We start from the raw sequence: 15899 nt of genomic DNA on the forward strand, positions 1-15899 counted from the left end.
CCGGCGGGCGCGGGTCACATCCCCGTCGCCGCCCCCCCCCCGGGGGGGGGGCGGCCCCCGCCCGCCCCCCCCCCCCCCCCCCCCGCCCCCCCCGGGGGGGGGCCCCCGGGCCCCCCCCCCCCCACCCCTCGGCGTCACCCCGCGCGTCGCAGTCCGTCCAGGGTGAGGTCGAGAAGGCGTTCGGCCTGGTCCCGTCGATCCGGGCCCGCCGAGGTGAGGGCGATGCCGGCGAGAGCGGCGAACATGTCGGCCGAGCCGATGTCGGTCCTGATGGCACCCGTGGCGGCACAAGGTTCCATGAGGGAGGTGAGGGCCTCCTGGATCATCCGGCGGCTGTCGGCGTAGGGGTCGGTCCCCGCGGCGACGACGGCTCGCATCGCGTCGGCCATGCCCATCTTGGCGGTGGCGTAGTCGATGAAGCGGCGCGTCCAGGCCCGCAGCGCCTCGAACGGCGGCAGCGTCTCCAGCAGGGCGGGAACGGCGTCGCACAGTCGGGCGACCTCGTTCCGGTAGGCCGCCTCGATGAGTGCTTCCTTGGTGGGGAAGTTGCGGTAGAGGGTACCGGTGCCCACACCGGCCTCCTTGGCGATGCGCTCGAAGTGCGCCTCCAGCCCCTGCTCGGTGAACACGCGCACCGCGGCGGCCAGGATCTTGTCCCGGTTGCGCTGCGCGTCGGCCCTCAAAGGGCGTCCTGCGTCTGCGGCCATCAGCGGTCCCTCGCTCCTCAGTCGCTCCCCACTTGCTAAGTGGAGGGGCCTCCACTTAGTGTGAGCTGAAGTGGCGGCGCCTCCACTTTCACTCTAGGGCATGGCACCGACCTGCCCATTCCTCTCCCGAAGGGACTCCCGGTATGTCGGGAATCGAAGGCAAGGTCGTCGCCGTCACCGGCGCCGGCAGCGGTATCGGCGAGGCGACCGCCCTCCTGCTCGCCGAGCGGGGCGCGAAGGTGGTCCTCGGCGCACGCCGCACCGAACGGCTGGAGGCGCTGGCCGCCCGGATCGAGCGGGCCGGCGGTCAGGCCGCGTGGATCCGTACGGACGTGACGCGGCGCGCCGACCTGTCCGGCCTCGTCGGCCTGGCGCGGGAGCGGTACGGCAGGCTCGACGTCCTCGTCAGCAACGCCGGGGTCGGACTCATCTCCCCGCTCGACGAACTGCGGGTCGAGGACTGGGAGGAGATGATCGACGTCAACCTCAAGGGCGTCCTCTACGGGATCGCCGCGGCGCTGCCCGTCTTCCGGGAGCAGGGCTCCGGACACTTCGTCAACACCGTGTCCACCGCCGGACTGCGCGTCGTGCCGCTCCAGTCGGTGTACGCGGGCACCAAGAACGCCGTGCGCACGATCTCCGAGGGCCTGCGCCAGGAGGCCGGGGACAGCGTGCGCGTGACCGTGGTGTCGCCGGGGGCCGTCCGCACGGACTTCACGGAGCGCATGGACCCGCAGGCGCGGGCCCGGATCGACCGGATGATGGAGACCGCGCTGTCCCCGGACGCGGTGGCCCGCGCCATCGCCTTCGCCGTCGAGCAGCCGGACGGTGTCGATGTGGGCGACATCGTCGTACGCCCCACCGCGCAGGCCTGAGAACCCGGGAAGGGGACCGGCTCCGGCCGCGGCGATGCCGCGCCGTGCCGGTCCCCGTGGGCGGCCGGGGTGCTTACGGGGCCATCTCGTACGTGCCGGACAGGGCCTCGACCCGCGCCCAGACGCGCGCCGCCCGCTCCTCGTCGACGACCGGACGCCGGACCGCGCCCAGCGCCCAGTCCTGCTGGGCCGCCGTCGCGGAGTCCTTGCCGTACAGCTCGACCGCGTGGCCGGAGAAGTCGCGCACCAGGACGGAGAACAGCTCGTCGAGCACCGAGGCGTCCAGGTCCGTCGACCGGGCCTGCTCCAGGATCAGCTGTCCGTACACGACGAGCGCGAACAGCTGGCCCACGGAGAGGAGGAAGTCGAGGTCGCGGCTCTGCGCCTCGTCCGGGGCGACGGTGGCCACGAAGGTGCAGAGCGCGTCGGCCTGCTCGCGGAACCGGGCCACGTTCGCCACCTCGGCGTAGGCGTCGAAGGCGGTCCGCCAGTCGTGGAACTGCACGGAGCCCAGACCCCGGGCCGGGCCCTGCTGGAACAGGAAGGCGTCGTCGGCCGCGTCGAGCCGGGTCGGTACGGCCGGGTACTCGGCCGTGTTGAGCAGGTGGTTGCGCATGAACTTGAGGATCAGCGCGAGGTTGACGTGGACCGTGCCCTCCAGCTTGGGCAGTCCACGGATCTCGATCGCCGCCTGCGCGAAGTAGTTGTCCTTCTCGAAGCCCTTGGCGGCGATGACGTCCCACATCAGGTCGATGACCTTCTCGCCCTCCGTGGTCACCTTCATCTTCGTCATCGGGTTGAACAGCAGGTAGCGGCGGTCGTCCGGTCCGGCGGAGCGGAAGTAGTCGACGGCGCGATCACTGAAGAGCTTCATCCCGACCAGGCGGACGTAGGCGTCGGCCAGCTCCCGGCGCACGTGCGGGAAGGCGGTGACGGGGCGACCGTAGAGGACCCGGTTGTGCGCGTGGGTGACGGCCTCGTACATCGCGTGCTCGCAGATGCCGATGGAGGCGGTGCACAGGTTGAACTTGCCGACGTTGACGGTGTTCAGCGCGGCGTCGAAGGCGGCCTTTCCGGTGTGCAGGACGTCCTCGGCGCGGACCGGGTACTCGTCGAGACGGAACTCGCTGACGTACTTGGAGGAGTCGACGACGTTCTTCACCAGGTGGTACGCCGGGTGGCGGCTGTCGGCGGCGAAGAAGACGTACCCGTCGGGGCCCTCGATGTCGGTGCGGCGGCCGAAGACCGAGACGAGGCCCGCGGCGTTGCCGTTGCCGATGTAGTACTTGGAGCCGCTGGCGCGGAATCCACCGGCGCCGACACCCTCGTCGTCCGGCGACAGCAGCATGTCGGTGGAGTAGATGTCGGCGCCGTGGGTCTTCTCCGACAGGCCGAAGGCGAACACCTCGCCCTCGGCGAGCAACTGCGCGGCGCGGGCGCGGGCGTCGGCGTTGTCGCTCTGCCAGACCGGGCCGAGGCCGAGGATGGTGACCTGCCAGGCGTACCAGTAGTCGAGGCCGTAGAAACCGAAGATCTCGTTCAGGGCGGCGATCCGTGCGGTGTCCCAGCGCTTGTCCGACTCCCCCGCACCGGCGGCCGTGGCCGGGGTCAGGAAGGTCGCGAAGAGGCCCTCCTTCGCGGAGAAGGCGAGGAAGTCGGCGAGCCAGGCGCGCGAGCGGTAGTCCTCGATCAGCCGGCGCTTGCCGCGGCTCTCGAACCAGTCGACGGTGGCGCGCAGGAGCCTGCGGGTCTCGGGGTCGAAGTGCGCCGGGTCGTAGGTGTTCGGGTTGAAGAGCAGGGCGTCAGCCATGGAGGTTCACCTTCCGAGGGGTTCGAGGAGGGGTGGGGAGGGACGGGCACATGCGTGGGGGTGCGGCGGGGGCGATGCGTCGGGGTGCGGTCCGGCGCGGGGCGGCGCGGCCGGCCACGCCGCAGGCTCCGGGCGACGTTCAGACGGTGGCGGCCGACGGGGGCCCGCCGAGCCGGTGGAGGGTGGCGAGGACGTCGTCGAGCCAGGCGATCGTCATCCGCTCGAACGCGATGCCGCCGCGCAGCACGACGTGCTGGAGCTCCTGTCCGGCGTCGAGCGGTGCGTGGGCGTCCGGCCCGGTGAAGTCGCGCCGTTCACCGGCGAGATAGCGGGCCAGTCGGTCGCTGTGCGCCCGGTGATGTCGCTCGACCTCGTGGATCAGTGCGGCCGGGTCGTCGAAGGCCGCGCCACGGATCTTGACGGCGAGGTCGTGGCGGAGGCTCTCGGGTTCGATCGGCTCGTGCAGCCACTCGGCGAGTGCGGTGCGGCCGGGGCCGGCGACGGAGTACTCCTTCTTGTCCGGTCGGCCCTGCTGCGGGACCTCCCGGGCGGCGAGCAGCCCGTTGCCCTCCATGCGTCCCAGGACGCGGTAGATCTGCTGGTGGGTGGCGGTCCAGAAGTAGCCGATGGACCGGTCGAACCGGCGGGCCAGCTCATAGCCGGAGCCCGGCTTCTCCAGCAGGGAGACGAGGATCGCGTGGTCGAGCGCCATGCCCCGATCTTTCTATGCAACTCGTTGCATAGACAAGCGGCAGGGGTCAGGTGAGACGCGGCTCACCCGCCTCCCGGCCCGCCGCCCACCTACCCGCTCGCCCGGCCCTTCACTCGACGCCGAGCCGCGCACCCGTCCAGACGAGCGCCGGCGGGATCTCCCGGAGCCAGGTGTTGAAGCTGTGGCCGCCGCTGTCGAGGATGATCGACGACACGTGCGCGGGCGCCTTCACCTTGCGGACGAACTCCAGCGTCTGCGGGTAGTTCGGCTCCCCCCGCAGGGAGGAGGTCACCAGGAACGAGGAGTTCCCCTGCGGCAGGTGGTCCAGGTGCCACAGCAGGTCGGACCGTTGCTCCTCGCCCTTGTTCCCCTTGAACAGATCGCCCGAGTCCTTGTCGATCTCGGGCCGGTACTCCGCCGAGAGGCCCACGCCGACCGCGTACGCCTCCGGGTGCTGCACCGCCATCTTCAGCGCGCAGTAACCCCCGGTGGAGTCGCCGATGATGCCCCAGCTCCGCGGCGTGGTGCCCACGCGGTACGCACCGGAGACCGCCTTGACCACGTCCGCGCCGAAGAAGGCCTCGCTCTGCGGGCCCCCGGGGACGTCCACGCACTGGGTGTTGGGCGCGGCGATCGTGGGCCGCATCATCACCAGGATCATCGGTTGCATGCGCTTCTGCTTCGCCAGGCTCCACGCCAGTCGCGGGTAGTGCAGTTTCTTGATGAGGTTCTCGGCCATGCCCGGGTAGCCGGTGAGGACGACGGCCGCCGGGAAGGTGCGCTGTTCGTCGCGCTTGTCGAAGTACTCCGGCGGCAGGTACACGTACGCCTCGACGGCGGCCCGGGACCGCTCGCCGTGGATCGTCACCTTCTCTATCACCCCGCCCACCTGCGGGTTGCGACCGCCGAGCACCTCGGGGGCCTGCCGGCCCAGCACTTCCAGGGCGGCCCCGCCCGGGGCGGCCGGGGCCTGGCGCTTCGTCCCGGCGAGATCGGCCCAGGAGTCGTAGAGGAGGAAGGTGCGGTTGGCCGCCGCACCTACCGAGGCGAGGACCAGCAACTGCACGAGTGCGAGCAGCCCGACCCGCCCCAGCACCCACCGGACGCCGGGCCGCCCCAGCCGGGGCCACAGCCCTACCGTGAGGGCGAACAGCAGCGCCGTGCACACCACGACGCCCGCCATGAGCGTGCCACTCGTCAGACCCATGAATCAGTGAACCTTCTCCGTCGCACCGGTCCGGACGCTCGGTCCGGTGCGCTACCGGTGGGTAGCGCGCCAGGCAAGAGGGACGGATCGGGCCCCACGTTCCCTCGCGGAGCGAGAGGGCCCCTTTGCGCATGCGTTGCTCGGGGTCGCCGGGCTCGGCGCCGCGGCCGGTGGCGACGCCCTCGGCCGCCACCTGATCCGCGAGGCCTCGTCCCTCTTCGTGGTCCCCGGGGGCGTCCGTCCGGGCGACGTTCGGGAACCCGGGGGTCGTGGTGGGCGTTGGTGCGACCATAGGAAGGTGATCAGCGGGATCCGACTTCCGATGACTTCGAGGGGAGCCGTTCATGAGCACGGCGAAAGACCTGTTCATCATCGCCATGGATCCGCAGCCGGAGCGTGCGGTCGGCCAGGGGGACCTGTCGCTCGCCCTCGCCGGTGCCGAGTTGATCGATCTGCTCGCCGCGCAGGCCGCCGTTCTGGAGGGTGACCGCATCGTGCCGGCCGGTGTGTCCGAGCTGAACGACGAGCTCCTGACCGAGGCCTCGTCGGTGCTCACCCGGCAGACGCCGTACGAACGGGTCGAGGACTGGCTGTGGCGCCGCGGCCGTGACCTCTCCGCCTCGTACCAGGCCGCCCTGGAGGAAGCCGGTCAGCTGACCCGGGGGCGGCGCGGCCTGCTGCCCTTCGGCACGGATCGCCTGGAAGTGGCCGACACGCCCGCGCACCGCCGGGCGCTGAGCCGCTGGGAGGCGGACGAGCCCGTCCTCGCCTCGCTCGCCGCGGCCGTCGGCGTCCGCGAACCGCGCTCCGACGACGAGCCGGGCCCGGACGACGAAGCGGTGACGACCGTGCTGGCCGTCGTCGGCGACGCCGTCATGGAACTGGAGGCGGTACGCCAGCGGCGGTCCATCGAGAACGCGGCGTTCGCCAACGTCTGGCGCGTCCCGTGAGCCGCGGTCAGCCGGCGTCGAGGACGACGTCGGCGCGGTGGCGGCCGAGGGCGACGAGGCGGGCGTTGGCCTCGTCGGAGCGGGCCACCCACGCGCGCGCGTGGGCGGGGTCCTTGCCGTGCCGTACGTGACGCTCGATCAGTCGCTCCAGGCGCAGCTCCTCGGCGGGGGCGAGGTACCAGGCCTCGTCCAGCAACGGGCGTACCGCGGCCCACTCCCCCGCGTCGTGCAGCAGGTAGTTCCCCTCGGTGATCACCAGCGGTACGTCCGGGGGTACGGGGATGCTGCCCGCGATCGGCTCCTCCAGCGAGCGGTCGAAGGCGGGCGCGTACACCGTGGGTCCGTGGGGCGCGCGCAGCCGTCGCAGCAGGGCGACGTAGCCGGCGGCGTCGAAGGTGTCCGGGGCGCCCTTGCGGTCGGCGCGGCCCAGCCGGTCCAGTTCGGCCTGGGCGAGGTGGAACCCGTCCATCGGGACCACGACGGCCCGCTGGGGCCCGAGCGCGTCCGCGAGCCGGGCGGCCAGTGTCGACTTCCCGGCGCCCGGGGGTCCGGCGATGCCCAGGACGCGCCGCTCGCCCGGGACGGCCAGCGCGCCCGCCCTCACCACCGGTTCCGTCGCACTCGTCCTCATCCGCACATCCTGCCCCAGGGGTTCGACACCGGGTGCCCCGGCCGTGGTCACGGCCGGGGCGCCGGGCGCCGGGCGATGGGTGCCTGGCGATGGGTGCCTGGCGATGGGTCAGCAGCGCGGGCAGGCGTCGCGGATCACGCGCCAGGTGAAGGTGGCGGAGGCCGTGGCACCGGCGGCGTCCCTCGCGGTGACCGTGACGGTACGCGTGCCGGCGCCGCGCAGGAGGCCGGTGATCAGGCCGGTCGAGGTGTTGATCACGGCACCGGTGGGCAGGTTGGTCGCCGACCAGGTGTAGGGAGCGGTGCCGCCGGTGGCGGTCATCGGTAAGTAGGCGTGGTCGTACTGGTAGTCGACCTGGTTGCCGGGATTGACCACGGACGGGGCGGCCGTCGCCGCGCGCGTCACCGGGGCGGTCGGGGCGTGCGGTGCCGCGACGGACGGGGCCGCCGACACGGCCAGGACGGCCGTCAGGCCGACGGCCAACGTGGCCAGGGTGCGCGGGACGCGTGCGGGACGCGCGGTGCGTGAGGTGCCTGCGATGCGTGAGGTGCGCGTGGATCTGCTCAACTGGACCTCCGAACTCGTCGGGAGAGAGCGGCGGTTCCGGTAGGGTCCCGGCAGCCGCCATCACCCGGTGTGGGTATGAGTGTTCGAGGTGCGTGGCGCGTCGGCATCATAGGTGGGCGCGGCCGTCGCGTCGATGGCGCCGCCACCGCCGGACGCGGGCCGGGCGGGCCGTGCCCGTCGGAAGCCACGCGGACCGGCCGCTCAGGCCTACGATGTCCGACATGCCCGGTTCGGTCGCCGTTCCGCACAACCCCCCGCCCCGCGCCCGACTGCGGTCCGCCACCCGCCTGGCCGTGTGCGCCGCCGTGCCCTGGTTCCTCTGCCTCTGGTGGGGCACGAGCACGGTCCCGGTGCCGGCCGCCCTGCCGGCGGTGCTGATCCTCCGCGAGGACGTGTACGCCGCCCCGCGCCTGGCGTGGGACCGGCTCGTCGGCGTCGTCGTGGGCGTCGCGCTGACCACCCTCGTACTGCACTGGCTGCCGCCGCCCTCGGCCTCCGCGGTGACCTCGACATCGGTGGCCGCCTCGGTGTCCTTCCTCGCCGTACTGACCTGCGGCTGTGCGGGCATGTACCTGATGTACCGGGGTGGTGCCCCCAACCAGCAGGTCCTGATCACCGCGCTGGTGATCTACGCGACCGCCCTTCCCGGGTACGCCGTGGCCCGCCTGGTGGAGAGCGCGGTCGGCATCGCCACCGTCGTACTGCTGGGACCCCTGCTGTGGCCGCCGGACCCCTACCGGCAGGCCGCCGCCGGCCTCGACGCGTACCGGGGCGAACTCGGCGGTCTCCTCGACGCGGTCGCCTCCCGGCTCGCCGGAGACGGCGGAGCTGTGGCTGCGCCCGCGCGGCGCCCTCGTGTCCTACGACCGCGCCGTCCGGCGCGCCCGACCCCCGCGGCTCCGGCGGCTCCACCCGCGTACTCCGAGGCGCCCGCCCGACGGGCTCGGGGAGCGGCTGCGGCTCGCCGCTCGGAGCGCCCTGACCCTCCAGTACTTCGGCCACGAGCTCCGGGAGCGCGCCAGGACCACCGTCCCGGGCGGGCCTCCCGACGCCGGCGGGCCGTCCGATCCCGCCCTGCGCGATCTGGCCCCGCTGGTGCGGGCCACCGCCCGCGCGCTGGACGCCGCCCTGCGCGGCGAGGACTGCGCCGCGGACCTCGACCGGGCCCGCGGCCTGGACCTCGCCCACCGTGCGGCCCATCCCACCCGACACGACGCCGTCCTACGGGCGGGCCTGCACCTGACCCACGAGGCCGTGGCCGACCACCAGGCGACCCGGTCGACCCGCCCCTGACGGCCGTGCGGGCGGCCCGCTCCGGGTCGGCCGACCGCGGCCTCGTACCGAGCGGTGCCGGTCGCGGCCGGCGCGGGAGCCACCGATAGGCTCGGGCACCGTGCGGCGAGACGAAGGAACGATGACGTTGGACGAAGGCCTGCGGGTGAAGTTGGCCGAGGACCTCACGCTGGCCGGTCCGGTCACGGCGGCGGGGGAAGTCGTCGCCGGGTACCTGGCCCTGGCCTCGGGCACGGAGGGCACGATCGAGCGGGTGGACGAGTACCGACCGCGCAGCGGCGAGGACGTGCGCGAGTACGAGCGCCTGAAGTCGCTCCTCGACTCCTTCGGCCATCAGATGCCCGAGGGGAGCAGGAAGCAGCTCGAGGAGAAGGTCACGTCCCTGGAATCCGCGTGGATCGCCTTCCAGGAGCAGAAGGTCCGCGTGACGGTCCGCGTCCGCTTCGACAACGGGTTCGTCCTCGACGGGGCACACGAGGAACTCTTCACCTCCGCCTGAGGCCGGTGAGCGGGGCCGGCGGGTCCGTCTGGCACCCGTACCCGACGCGCGTTTCACTGGAAGGTGCCGTACCTGCCCGCCCACGGAGGACCGCGCACCCGGGAGGTCCCGTGAACACGTACGTGTCACCGCGCTTCGACCCCACCCGCGTCCCGCATCTGCTGGGGGCCTTCGCGCCGGTGTCCGAGGAGGTCGACGTCGCGGACCTGGAGGTGACGGGCGAACTGCCCGACTCCCTGGACGGCCTGTACCTGCGCAACGGCCCCAATCCGCGGTTCACGCCGATCGGCTCGTACCTGTACCCCATCGACGGCGACGGGATGCTGCACGGCGTACGGGTCTCCGGTGGCCGGGCCCGGTACCGCAACCGCTTCGTCCGTACCCCGGCGCTGCTGGCCGAGGAACGAGCCGGTCGGGCCCTGTGGGGCGGCCTCGAATCGATGGTCGTGCCGGACGCCGACCAGGTGGGACCGGAGCTGGCCGGCACCTTCAAGGACCTGCCCGACATCAACGTCGTCCGGCACGCCGGCCGCCTGCTGGCCCTCGCCGAATCGGCCTGCCCGTTCCGGATCGACACCGAACTGGCGACCCTGGGCCGTGAGGACTTCGGCGGGGCCCTGCCCGCCGGCATCACCGCCCACCCGAAGATCGATCCGGTCACGGGCGAGATGGTCGTCTTCTGCTACGGGCTGGAGCCGCCCTACCTGACCTGGTCCGTCATCGACCGCGACGGCACGGTCGGCCGCGGGCCCACCCCCGTCGACGGGGTGGACGAGCCCATGATGATCCACGACATGGCTCTGACCGGCCGCTACGCCGTCCTCGTCCTCGCCCCGGCCTTCTTCGACCTCGGCGCGGCCATGGCCGGCGGCTCCTTCCTGGCCTGGCGCCCCGAACGCGGCACCCGGGTGGCGCTGATCCCGCGCGACGGCGGGCCGGTGCGCTGGGCGTCCGACGAGGCCTTCTGGGCGTGGCACACGGTGAACGCGTACGACGACGGCCCCGGCGCGGACGCCACGGTGGTGCTCGACTACGTGGAGTGGAGCAGGTTGACCGTCGGCGGCCCCGAGCAGGACGGCGCCCCGATCAGCGGTGGCCTGGTGCGGGCGCGCCTCGACCCGGCCGCCGGCAGCATGGCCCGTACCCCGCTGGACGACTCCCGGGTGGAGTTCCCGCGGGTCGACGACCGCCGCATCGGCAGGCGCCACCGGTACACCGCGCTGGCCACCGAAACCGGGCGGACGGACCTGCTCCCCGGCGAGTACGACGCCGTGCGCTGGTACGACGTCGAGACCGGGACCTCCCGTGTCTGGGCGGCCGGGGACCTCTCCGTGGGCGAGCCGGTCTTCGCCCCCGAGCCCGGCTCCGAGGAGGGCGGCCACTGGCTGACCTTCGCCACGGACCGTACCGACGGATCGAGCTGGTTCCTGGTCATCCCCGCCGAGGACCCCACCGCCGGCCCGGTGGCCCGCGCCCGTATCCCCGTACGCGTCCCGCTCGGCCTGCACGGCTGCTGGCTGCCGACCGAGGAGTGAACCGTCCGGCGCGCCGGCGCGGCGCGGCCGTGCCACCCTGTTGCTTGGCCTCGGGAGGAGACAGCCGCGACGAACGGAGCGCGCTGTGAGCAGACCGTTGCACCCCGCACCGATACGGCGCAGCATGGCCGCCGCCTGCGCCGCCCTGCTGTTCGTGGCCCTCGTCCCGGGGACCGCGACCGGCGCGGACCCGACCCCTACGCCGTCCTCGGCCCCGTCGACCTCCACGCCGTCGGCGACCGGCGACACAGGTCTCGCGGGCCTCGACCCACGGATCACGGCGATCATGCGCAAGCCGGACTACCGCAACGCCCGGTGGGGCCTGCTGCAGACCGATCCGGACGGCCGCGTGGTGCACAGCCTCTTCCCCGAGGAGTTCTTCATCCCCGGCTCCACCGCCAAACTGCTGAGCGTCTCGGGTCCGTGGCACACCCTCGGCGCCGACCACCGCTTCGTGACCCCGCTGTACGCGGTCGGGGAGCGCGACGGCGCGACGCTGACCGGCGACCTCGACCTCGTCGCCCAGGGCGACCTGACCATGGGCGGTCGGACGCGCCCCGACGGTACGGTCGCGTACACCGACCTCGACCACACCTACGCCAACGACTTCCCGGGCGCGACCCTCACCCCGGAGAACCCGCTCGCCGGCATCGACCAGCTCGCCCGGCAGGTGCGGAAATCCGGCATCACCCGTGTCGAAGGCGACGTGATCGTCGACAGTCGGCTGTTCCTCCCCGACCCGGAGCTCGTCCCCACCCCGACGCCGCTGATCATCAACGACAACCTGATCGACCTCATGACCACCCCCGGGGACCGGCCCGGCGCGGACGCCCGGCTGGACTGGCGCCCCAAGGTCGCCCCCTACGAGGTCACCTCGGCGGTGAAGACCGTGGCGGCCGGGAAACCGACCGCGGTCACGGTGACGGCCACCGACGGCGGCACCCGGATCCGGCTGACGGGAACGATCGCGGCGGACTCCGAACCGCTGCTGCGCACCTCGCCGATCGGCGACCCGGCCGGCTTCGGACGCGTCGCGCTGATCGAGGCCCTCGCACGCGCCGGGGTGCACGTCACCGCCGACCCGTCGGGCGCGAACCCGGTGGGGCGGCTGCCGAGCGACTACGACGGGCGGCCGCGGGTGGCGGCGTACACCTCCCCGCCCTATGCCCAGTACGCCAAGCTGATCCTCAAGGTCAGCCACAATCTCGGCGCGAACCTCGGCATCTGTCTCCTCGCCGTCACGGTGAAGAGCAACCAGTGTCCGGCCGGCTTCCCGGTGCTCGCCGACTTCCTCGACCAGGCCGGTGTGGACCGTGAGCAGGCGCAGCTCATGGACGGCCGGGGCGGCAACCCCGCCGACCGGGCCACTCCGCAGGTGCTGGTGCAGATGCTGGCGTACTGGCAGCGGACCCCGGACGCACGGCTGTTCCGGGAGGCCCTGCCGATCCTCGGGGTCGACGGCCTGCTGGCCGAGAACTGCCGCGACTGTCCGGCCCGGGGAAAGGTGTTCGCGAAGACCGGCGCGGCCGTCGGCGGTGACGCCCTCAACGACCGGCTGGCCGTCGGCGCGATCACCATCGCGGGCTACCTGGACAAGGGCGGCGGACGCTTCGACACCTTCTACGCGGGCGTCAACGGCGCCTCCACCCCGAGCGCCGACCCCACCGAGGTACTGACCATCGCCAACGACCTCGCGATGATCGCCGCCTACCTCCAGGAGTCGACCGCGCCCTGAGCGTTCACCTCCCGCCCGAGGGGAGCGGCTACGGCTGCGCCCAGGTGTGCAGCAGGGCTTCGCGCGCACGTGGCTCGGGGGTGCCCTCCGCGGCATGCTCCCGGCCCCACTCCTCGAGGGTCAGCGGGTTCCCGCTCCCTCCCACGAACTGGTCGAGCAGGTCCCGGGAGAGGCGTGTCTCCTCCGCGGTGTAGCCGCCGGCCGCGGCGGCGTGGACGGTCACCTCCTGCGCGCCCTCTTCCGTCTCCAGCCGCAGCCTCATCTCGGGCGGCCCCTCGCCGAGGTTCTCCGCTCCGATCGCGGCCGAGACCATCGACCCGAGGATCTTCGCCGCACGCCCCACCGGGTTGTGCTTGGGCGCGTCCTCGACCGCCGCTGAGCGCAGCTCCACCCAGGTCCACGTCCGGGGGCTGTCGGGGTCCATGGCCTCCACGCCCTCGGCGGTCAGCCGGACGCCGATCCCGAGGGCGTTGGGCGGCGAGCCCACGTACACCGCGTCCGAGGTGACCCAGAACAGTCCGACCATGGCTGCCACGCGCCGCTCCCTCGCTCTCGCCCCGACACACCCCATCCATACCGCCCGCCGGGAACGGACGACGGCAGACACACCGGGCGTCCGGCGTGCCGTGCCCGGGCGTAATTCGATAGGGTCCCGCGGCCAGGTCTGCGAGCATCCTTCAATGGGTGCATGGGACGCAGTGGCCGGCAGGGTCGCCGGCGGGGCCACCGTGGGGTTCCGACCGACCGGCTCCTCGATGGTCCCGTTGATACGCAGTCGTCAGCGGGTGGTCGTCGCTCCGGTCGATCCGGCGAAACTGAAGGTCGGGGACATCGTCCTGGCCCGTGTCGCCGGGACGGTGTATCTGCACCTGGTCTCGGCCGTGGACCCGGCGCGGCAGCGGGTGCAGATCAGCAACAACCGGGGCCGGGTGAACGGCTGGACCGGTCACGATCGGGTCTTCGGCATCTGCACGGCGGTCGAAGGTGTCCCGCGGGCGGGCGCCGCGGACAAGACGCGTGCGGCGTAGGGGAACATGGCGACGCACCGCGTGAAGCTTCCGGTCACCATCCACCGAGCGCGGCTCGGCCCGGTGGAGTTCAAGGTGATCCGACCGGCCCGGCCGCCGGTCCGCGCCGTACTCGTCGACCGTGACCGCTATGTCGACACCCTCCTCGACCAGGATGCCGCGAAGCTGATCGGGGGCCTGTGGACGGTGGCCGCCTCGTCACCGCGCTCGCTGGTCCACATACCGATGCGCGGGAACCATGCTCCCGATCACGTGCAGCCGGAAGCGGGCACACGCCAGCTGGACCTCGTGCTGCTGCACCACTCGCTCCAGTTCGCGCCCGCGCGGTGGAAGGAACTCCGTGCCCGGCTCGGCCCGGGGCGCCCGCGAACGGTGACCCTGCCGGTGCCCGCTCCCGTTCCCGGCGGCGAACCGGCGGGCGACGAGGCGGCACGGCACCACCGGGAGGACCGGGATCTGTTCCACCAGCACCTCCACGCCGAGACGCTGTTCATGACCGGCAGCGCCAAGGTGTTCCGGGCCACCGCCCACCGCTTCCTCGACATCGCCCGGTACGGTCCCGGACACGTGGCCGCCCCTCCGCGCAACCCGCACTTCTGCACGCAGTTCCATGCCGCCGACGGAGTCCTCGGTGACGCGCGCGAGATCCACATCGAGTACCGCGACCGCTGGAGCCCCCACGGGTGATCCCCGCGTCCCCGTTCACCCGTCCGGGCGCTGTACGTGGACGACGGGCGGACGGCGCGCGAGCGGATGAGCCCGCTGTGGGTGCTGACCCGCCGGCTCGCGGACATCGCCGACGGGCGTGGGCCCGAGTGCGCGGAGCGCGGTGCCGAGGAAAGGCTCCGGTGCGCGCGGCTGCTCCTCAGGATGTTCGGCGCTCCGACCAGCTCGGGAGCGCGAACCGGGCCCTCGCCGCCCTCTCGCCGGTCGTCACCCCCGAACCGCAGCCGGAGCTGGTGGCGTTGCCACGCGTCCGACGGCATGTCCCGGCGGCGGCGCGGCGCACTGCGCGGCCCCACCGCCGTCGGCCCCGGCCACGCTCGCCGAACGGGGTGTGACCCCGGAGGAGATCCACCCCCACCTGCGCACGTGGGCGGACTCCGACCGCCGACTCCTCCCCTGCCACACGGGGCACGGCCTCCCGGAGGACGGCCTGCCGCGGGAGGCGGCGCGGGCCCACCTGTCGCCGCTCGCGCCCTGTCGGCCGTTAGGGTGAAACCTGACCCTCCGTGAAGAAAGGCCCCACGGCTCACTGTGACCGCATCACGTTCGCACACCCTGTTCTCCTTCGGCACGCTGAGGGACGAGCGGGTCCAGACCGCCCTCTTCGGCGGAGCCGTCCCCACCTCCCCGGCGTCGCTGGCCGGTTACACCACCCGGCCGCTGAAGATCACCGATCCGGCCGTGATCGCCGCGAGCGGGCTCGACGTGCACCTGATCCTGGAGCGCAGGCTCGGCGCGTCGGTCGAGGGCGCCGTCCTGCACCTCACCGACCAGGAACTCGCCGCGGCCGACGCCTACGAGGTCGACGACTACACCCGCCGGCGGGTGGTCCTGTCCTCCGGAGCGAGCACCTGGGCCTACCTGGACGCCAAGCCGCTGCGCCCGGCCGAGCGCATCGTCGTCGTGGGCGACAGCATCGCCTACGGGCGCTGCGACCCGCGGGGCGGCTGGGCGGGCCACCTGGCGGCCGCCCACATCGCCGCGAACGAGGCCGAACGCCGGTTCTTCAACCTGGCGGTGCCCGGCAGCACCCTCGCCGACGTCGTCGAGCAGACGCCATCGCTGCTGGCGGCCCGCCGGCCCGACACCCTCCTGGTCGCCGCCGGCATCAACGACTCGGCCCTACCGGCGGCCGATGCGGAGGCCGACGCCGACGGGACCGCCGATCTCGCGCGGCTCACCGACAGCCTCGACGCGCTGGCCGCCACCGCTCTCGGCCACAACGCCCGGCTCGTGGTCGCCGGGCCGTCCTGGCTCGACGAGGACCGCACCCGCGACTACGAGGGCCTGCGCTTCACCCGGGCCCGCGCACTGGCCCTACGCGCCCACGTCCGGGCCTGGTGCGAGGCGCACCACATCGACTTCCTCGACCTGTGGGAGCCACTGCGGGAGCGGACCGAGTTGCTCGTCGACGGTCTGCATCCCACGGCCGAAGGCCACCGGGCCCTCTACGAGCACCTCGACGCGCTCGGCCGCTGACCACCTCACCTCCCCTGGTGATCTTGGCGAAGCGGCTTGTAACGCCCTGGGGGCACCGCCCGTCACCTGCGCGCAACAGGGACTTCCTACGGTGGACCGCGACGGGACCGACCCGCACACGGCCGCGCGGCCCACGGCGGTGCGG

The 15899-nt window shown here is 73.0% G+C and carries 16 protein-coding genes; 9 read left to right on the forward strand and 7 right to left on the reverse strand.

Translation table 11 applies throughout. The features are described from left to right. Nucleotides 1-134: 134 nt before the first annotated feature. Nucleotides 135-707: a TetR/AcrR family transcriptional regulator gene (locus tag ACGFYY_RS09230; RefSeq protein ID WP_393707833.1), complete on the reverse strand. Its 573-nt coding sequence runs from the start codon at nt 705-707 to the stop codon at nt 135-137. Between the two features lie 143 nt (nt 708-850). Between ACGFYY_RS09230 and ACGFYY_RS09235 the strand changes: the two genes are divergently transcribed. Beyond that, nucleotides 851-1582 carry an SDR family oxidoreductase gene (locus ACGFYY_RS09235; protein ID WP_365280316.1) on the forward strand — a complete coding sequence of 244 codons (732 nt, stop codon included), beginning with the start codon at nt 851-853 and terminating at the stop codon, nt 1580-1582. Between the two features lie 73 nt (nt 1583-1655). On the opposite strand, the gene ACGFYY_RS09240 is transcribed toward ACGFYY_RS09235, so the two are convergent. From ACGFYY_RS09240 to ACGFYY_RS09250, 3 genes are all read right to left on the reverse strand, one after another. After that, a complete protein-coding gene (locus ACGFYY_RS09240; protein ID WP_393707834.1) occupies nt 1656-3392 on the reverse strand; it encodes an acyl-CoA dehydrogenase family protein in 1737 nt (578 codons plus the stop codon). Nucleotides 3393-3531: 139 nt separating this feature from the next. Then, complete coding sequence (locus ACGFYY_RS09245; RefSeq protein ID WP_393707835.1) at nt 3532-4104, reverse strand: PadR family transcriptional regulator; 573 nt, start codon at nt 4102-4104, stop codon at nt 3532-3534. 109 nt (nt 4105-4213) lie between these two features. Next, entirely contained in the window at nt 4214-5311 is a 1098-nt protein-coding gene (locus ACGFYY_RS09250; protein ID WP_393707836.1) for an alpha/beta hydrolase, read from the reverse strand. 344 nt (nt 5312-5655) lie between these two features. Here ACGFYY_RS09250 and ACGFYY_RS09255 point away from each other — a divergent pair, with 344 nt between their 5' ends. Continuing rightward, on the forward strand, nt 5656-6261 hold the full coding sequence (locus tag ACGFYY_RS09255) for a GPP34 family phosphoprotein (RefSeq protein WP_393707837.1): 606 nt from the start codon (nt 5656-5658) through the stop codon (nt 6259-6261). A gap of 7 nt (nt 6262-6268) precedes the next feature. On the opposite strand, the gene ACGFYY_RS09260 is transcribed toward ACGFYY_RS09255, so the two are convergent. Next, nucleotides 6269-6892: a nucleoside/nucleotide kinase family protein gene (locus ACGFYY_RS09260; RefSeq protein WP_393707838.1), complete on the reverse strand. Its 624-nt coding sequence runs from the start codon at nt 6890-6892 to the stop codon at nt 6269-6271. Nucleotides 6893-7000: 108 nt separating this feature from the next. Beyond that, nucleotides 7001-7459, reverse strand: a complete 459-nt coding sequence (locus tag ACGFYY_RS09265) for an Ig domain-containing protein (RefSeq protein ID WP_393707839.1) — start codon at nt 7457-7459, stop codon at nt 7001-7003. Between the two features lie 855 nt (nt 7460-8314). Between ACGFYY_RS09265 and ACGFYY_RS09270 the strand changes: the two genes are divergently transcribed. The 4 genes from ACGFYY_RS09270 (at nt 8315) to dacB (ending at nt 12521) form a co-directional block, all read left to right on the forward strand. Then, nucleotides 8315-8752, forward strand: a complete 438-nt coding sequence (locus ACGFYY_RS09270) for a hypothetical protein (RefSeq protein ID WP_393707840.1) — start codon at nt 8315-8317, stop codon at nt 8750-8752. A 121-nt stretch (nt 8753-8873) separates the two neighbouring features. Continuing rightward, complete coding sequence (locus ACGFYY_RS09275) at nt 8874-9251, forward strand: hypothetical protein (RefSeq protein WP_393707841.1); 378 nt, start codon at nt 8874-8876, stop codon at nt 9249-9251. Between the two features lie 122 nt (nt 9252-9373). Beyond that, on the forward strand, nt 9374-10786 hold the full coding sequence (locus ACGFYY_RS09280; RefSeq protein WP_393708012.1) for a carotenoid oxygenase family protein: 1413 nt from the start codon (nt 9374-9376) through the stop codon (nt 10784-10786). An 85-nt stretch (nt 10787-10871) separates the two neighbouring features. Then, a complete protein-coding gene (dacB, locus tag ACGFYY_RS09285) occupies nt 10872-12521 on the forward strand; it encodes a D-alanyl-D-alanine carboxypeptidase/D-alanyl-D-alanine-endopeptidase (protein ID WP_393707842.1) in 1650 nt (549 codons plus the stop codon). Between the two features lie 28 nt (nt 12522-12549). On the opposite strand, the gene ACGFYY_RS09290 is transcribed toward dacB, so the two are convergent. Continuing rightward, complete coding sequence (locus tag ACGFYY_RS09290; RefSeq protein WP_393707843.1) at nt 12550-13056, reverse strand: hypothetical protein; 507 nt, start codon at nt 13054-13056, stop codon at nt 12550-12552. Nucleotides 13057-13201: 145 nt separating this feature from the next. Here ACGFYY_RS09290 and ACGFYY_RS09295 point away from each other — a divergent pair, with 145 nt between their 5' ends. The 3 genes from ACGFYY_RS09295 to ACGFYY_RS09305 all read left to right on the forward strand — a co-directional run bounded on the left by ACGFYY_RS09295 (nt 13202) and on the right by ACGFYY_RS09305 (nt 15754). Further along, nucleotides 13202-13549, forward strand: coding sequence for a S26 family signal peptidase (locus ACGFYY_RS09295; protein WP_393707844.1), 348 nt, complete (start codon nt 13202-13204; stop codon nt 13547-13549). Nucleotides 13550-13555: 6 nt separating this feature from the next. Next, entirely contained in the window at nt 13556-14236 is a 681-nt protein-coding gene (locus ACGFYY_RS09300) for a hypothetical protein (protein ID WP_393707845.1), read from the forward strand. Nucleotides 14237-14806: 570 nt separating this feature from the next. Further along, nucleotides 14807-15754, forward strand: coding sequence for a GDSL-type esterase/lipase family protein (locus tag ACGFYY_RS09305; RefSeq protein WP_393707846.1), 948 nt, complete (start codon nt 14807-14809; stop codon nt 15752-15754). Nucleotides 15755-15899 lie beyond the last annotated feature (145 nt).

The organism is Streptomyces sp. NPDC048331 (genome assembly GCF_043201215.1).
GTDB lineage: Bacteria > Actinomycetota > Actinomycetes > Streptomycetales > Streptomycetaceae > Streptomyces.

What these genes read in the sequence shown, in the direction of transcription:
- ACGFYY_RS09230 (WP_393707833.1), bottom strand. Translation starts at nt 707, where the DNA reads ATGGCCGCAGACGCAGGACGCCCTTTGAGGGCCGACGCGCAGCGCAAC.
- ACGFYY_RS09235 (WP_365280316.1), top strand. Translation starts at nt 851, where the DNA reads ATGTCGGGAATCGAAGGCAAGGTCGTCGCCGTCACCGGCGCCGGCAGC.
- ACGFYY_RS09240 (WP_393707834.1), bottom strand. Translation starts at nt 3,392, where the DNA reads ATGGCTGACGCCCTGCTCTTCAACCCGAACACCTACGACCCGGCGCAC.
- ACGFYY_RS09245 (WP_393707835.1), bottom strand. Translation starts at nt 4,104, where the DNA reads ATGGCGCTCGACCACGCGATCCTCGTCTCCCTGCTGGAGAAGCCGGGC.
- ACGFYY_RS09250 (WP_393707836.1), bottom strand. Translation starts at nt 5,311, where the DNA reads ATGGGTCTGACGAGTGGCACGCTCATGGCGGGCGTCGTGGTGTGCACG.
- ACGFYY_RS09255 (WP_393707837.1), top strand. Translation starts at nt 5,656, where the DNA reads ATGAGCACGGCGAAAGACCTGTTCATCATCGCCATGGATCCGCAGCCG.
- ACGFYY_RS09260 (WP_393707838.1), bottom strand. Translation starts at nt 6,892, where the DNA reads ATGAGGACGAGTGCGACGGAACCGGTGGTGAGGGCGGGCGCGCTGGCC.
- ACGFYY_RS09275 (WP_393707841.1), top strand. Translation starts at nt 8,874, where the DNA reads ATGACGTTGGACGAAGGCCTGCGGGTGAAGTTGGCCGAGGACCTCACG.
- ACGFYY_RS09295 (WP_393707844.1), top strand. Translation starts at nt 13,202, where the DNA reads ATGGGTGCATGGGACGCAGTGGCCGGCAGGGTCGCCGGCGGGGCCACC.
- ACGFYY_RS09300 (WP_393707845.1), top strand. Translation starts at nt 13,556, where the DNA reads ATGGCGACGCACCGCGTGAAGCTTCCGGTCACCATCCACCGAGCGCGG.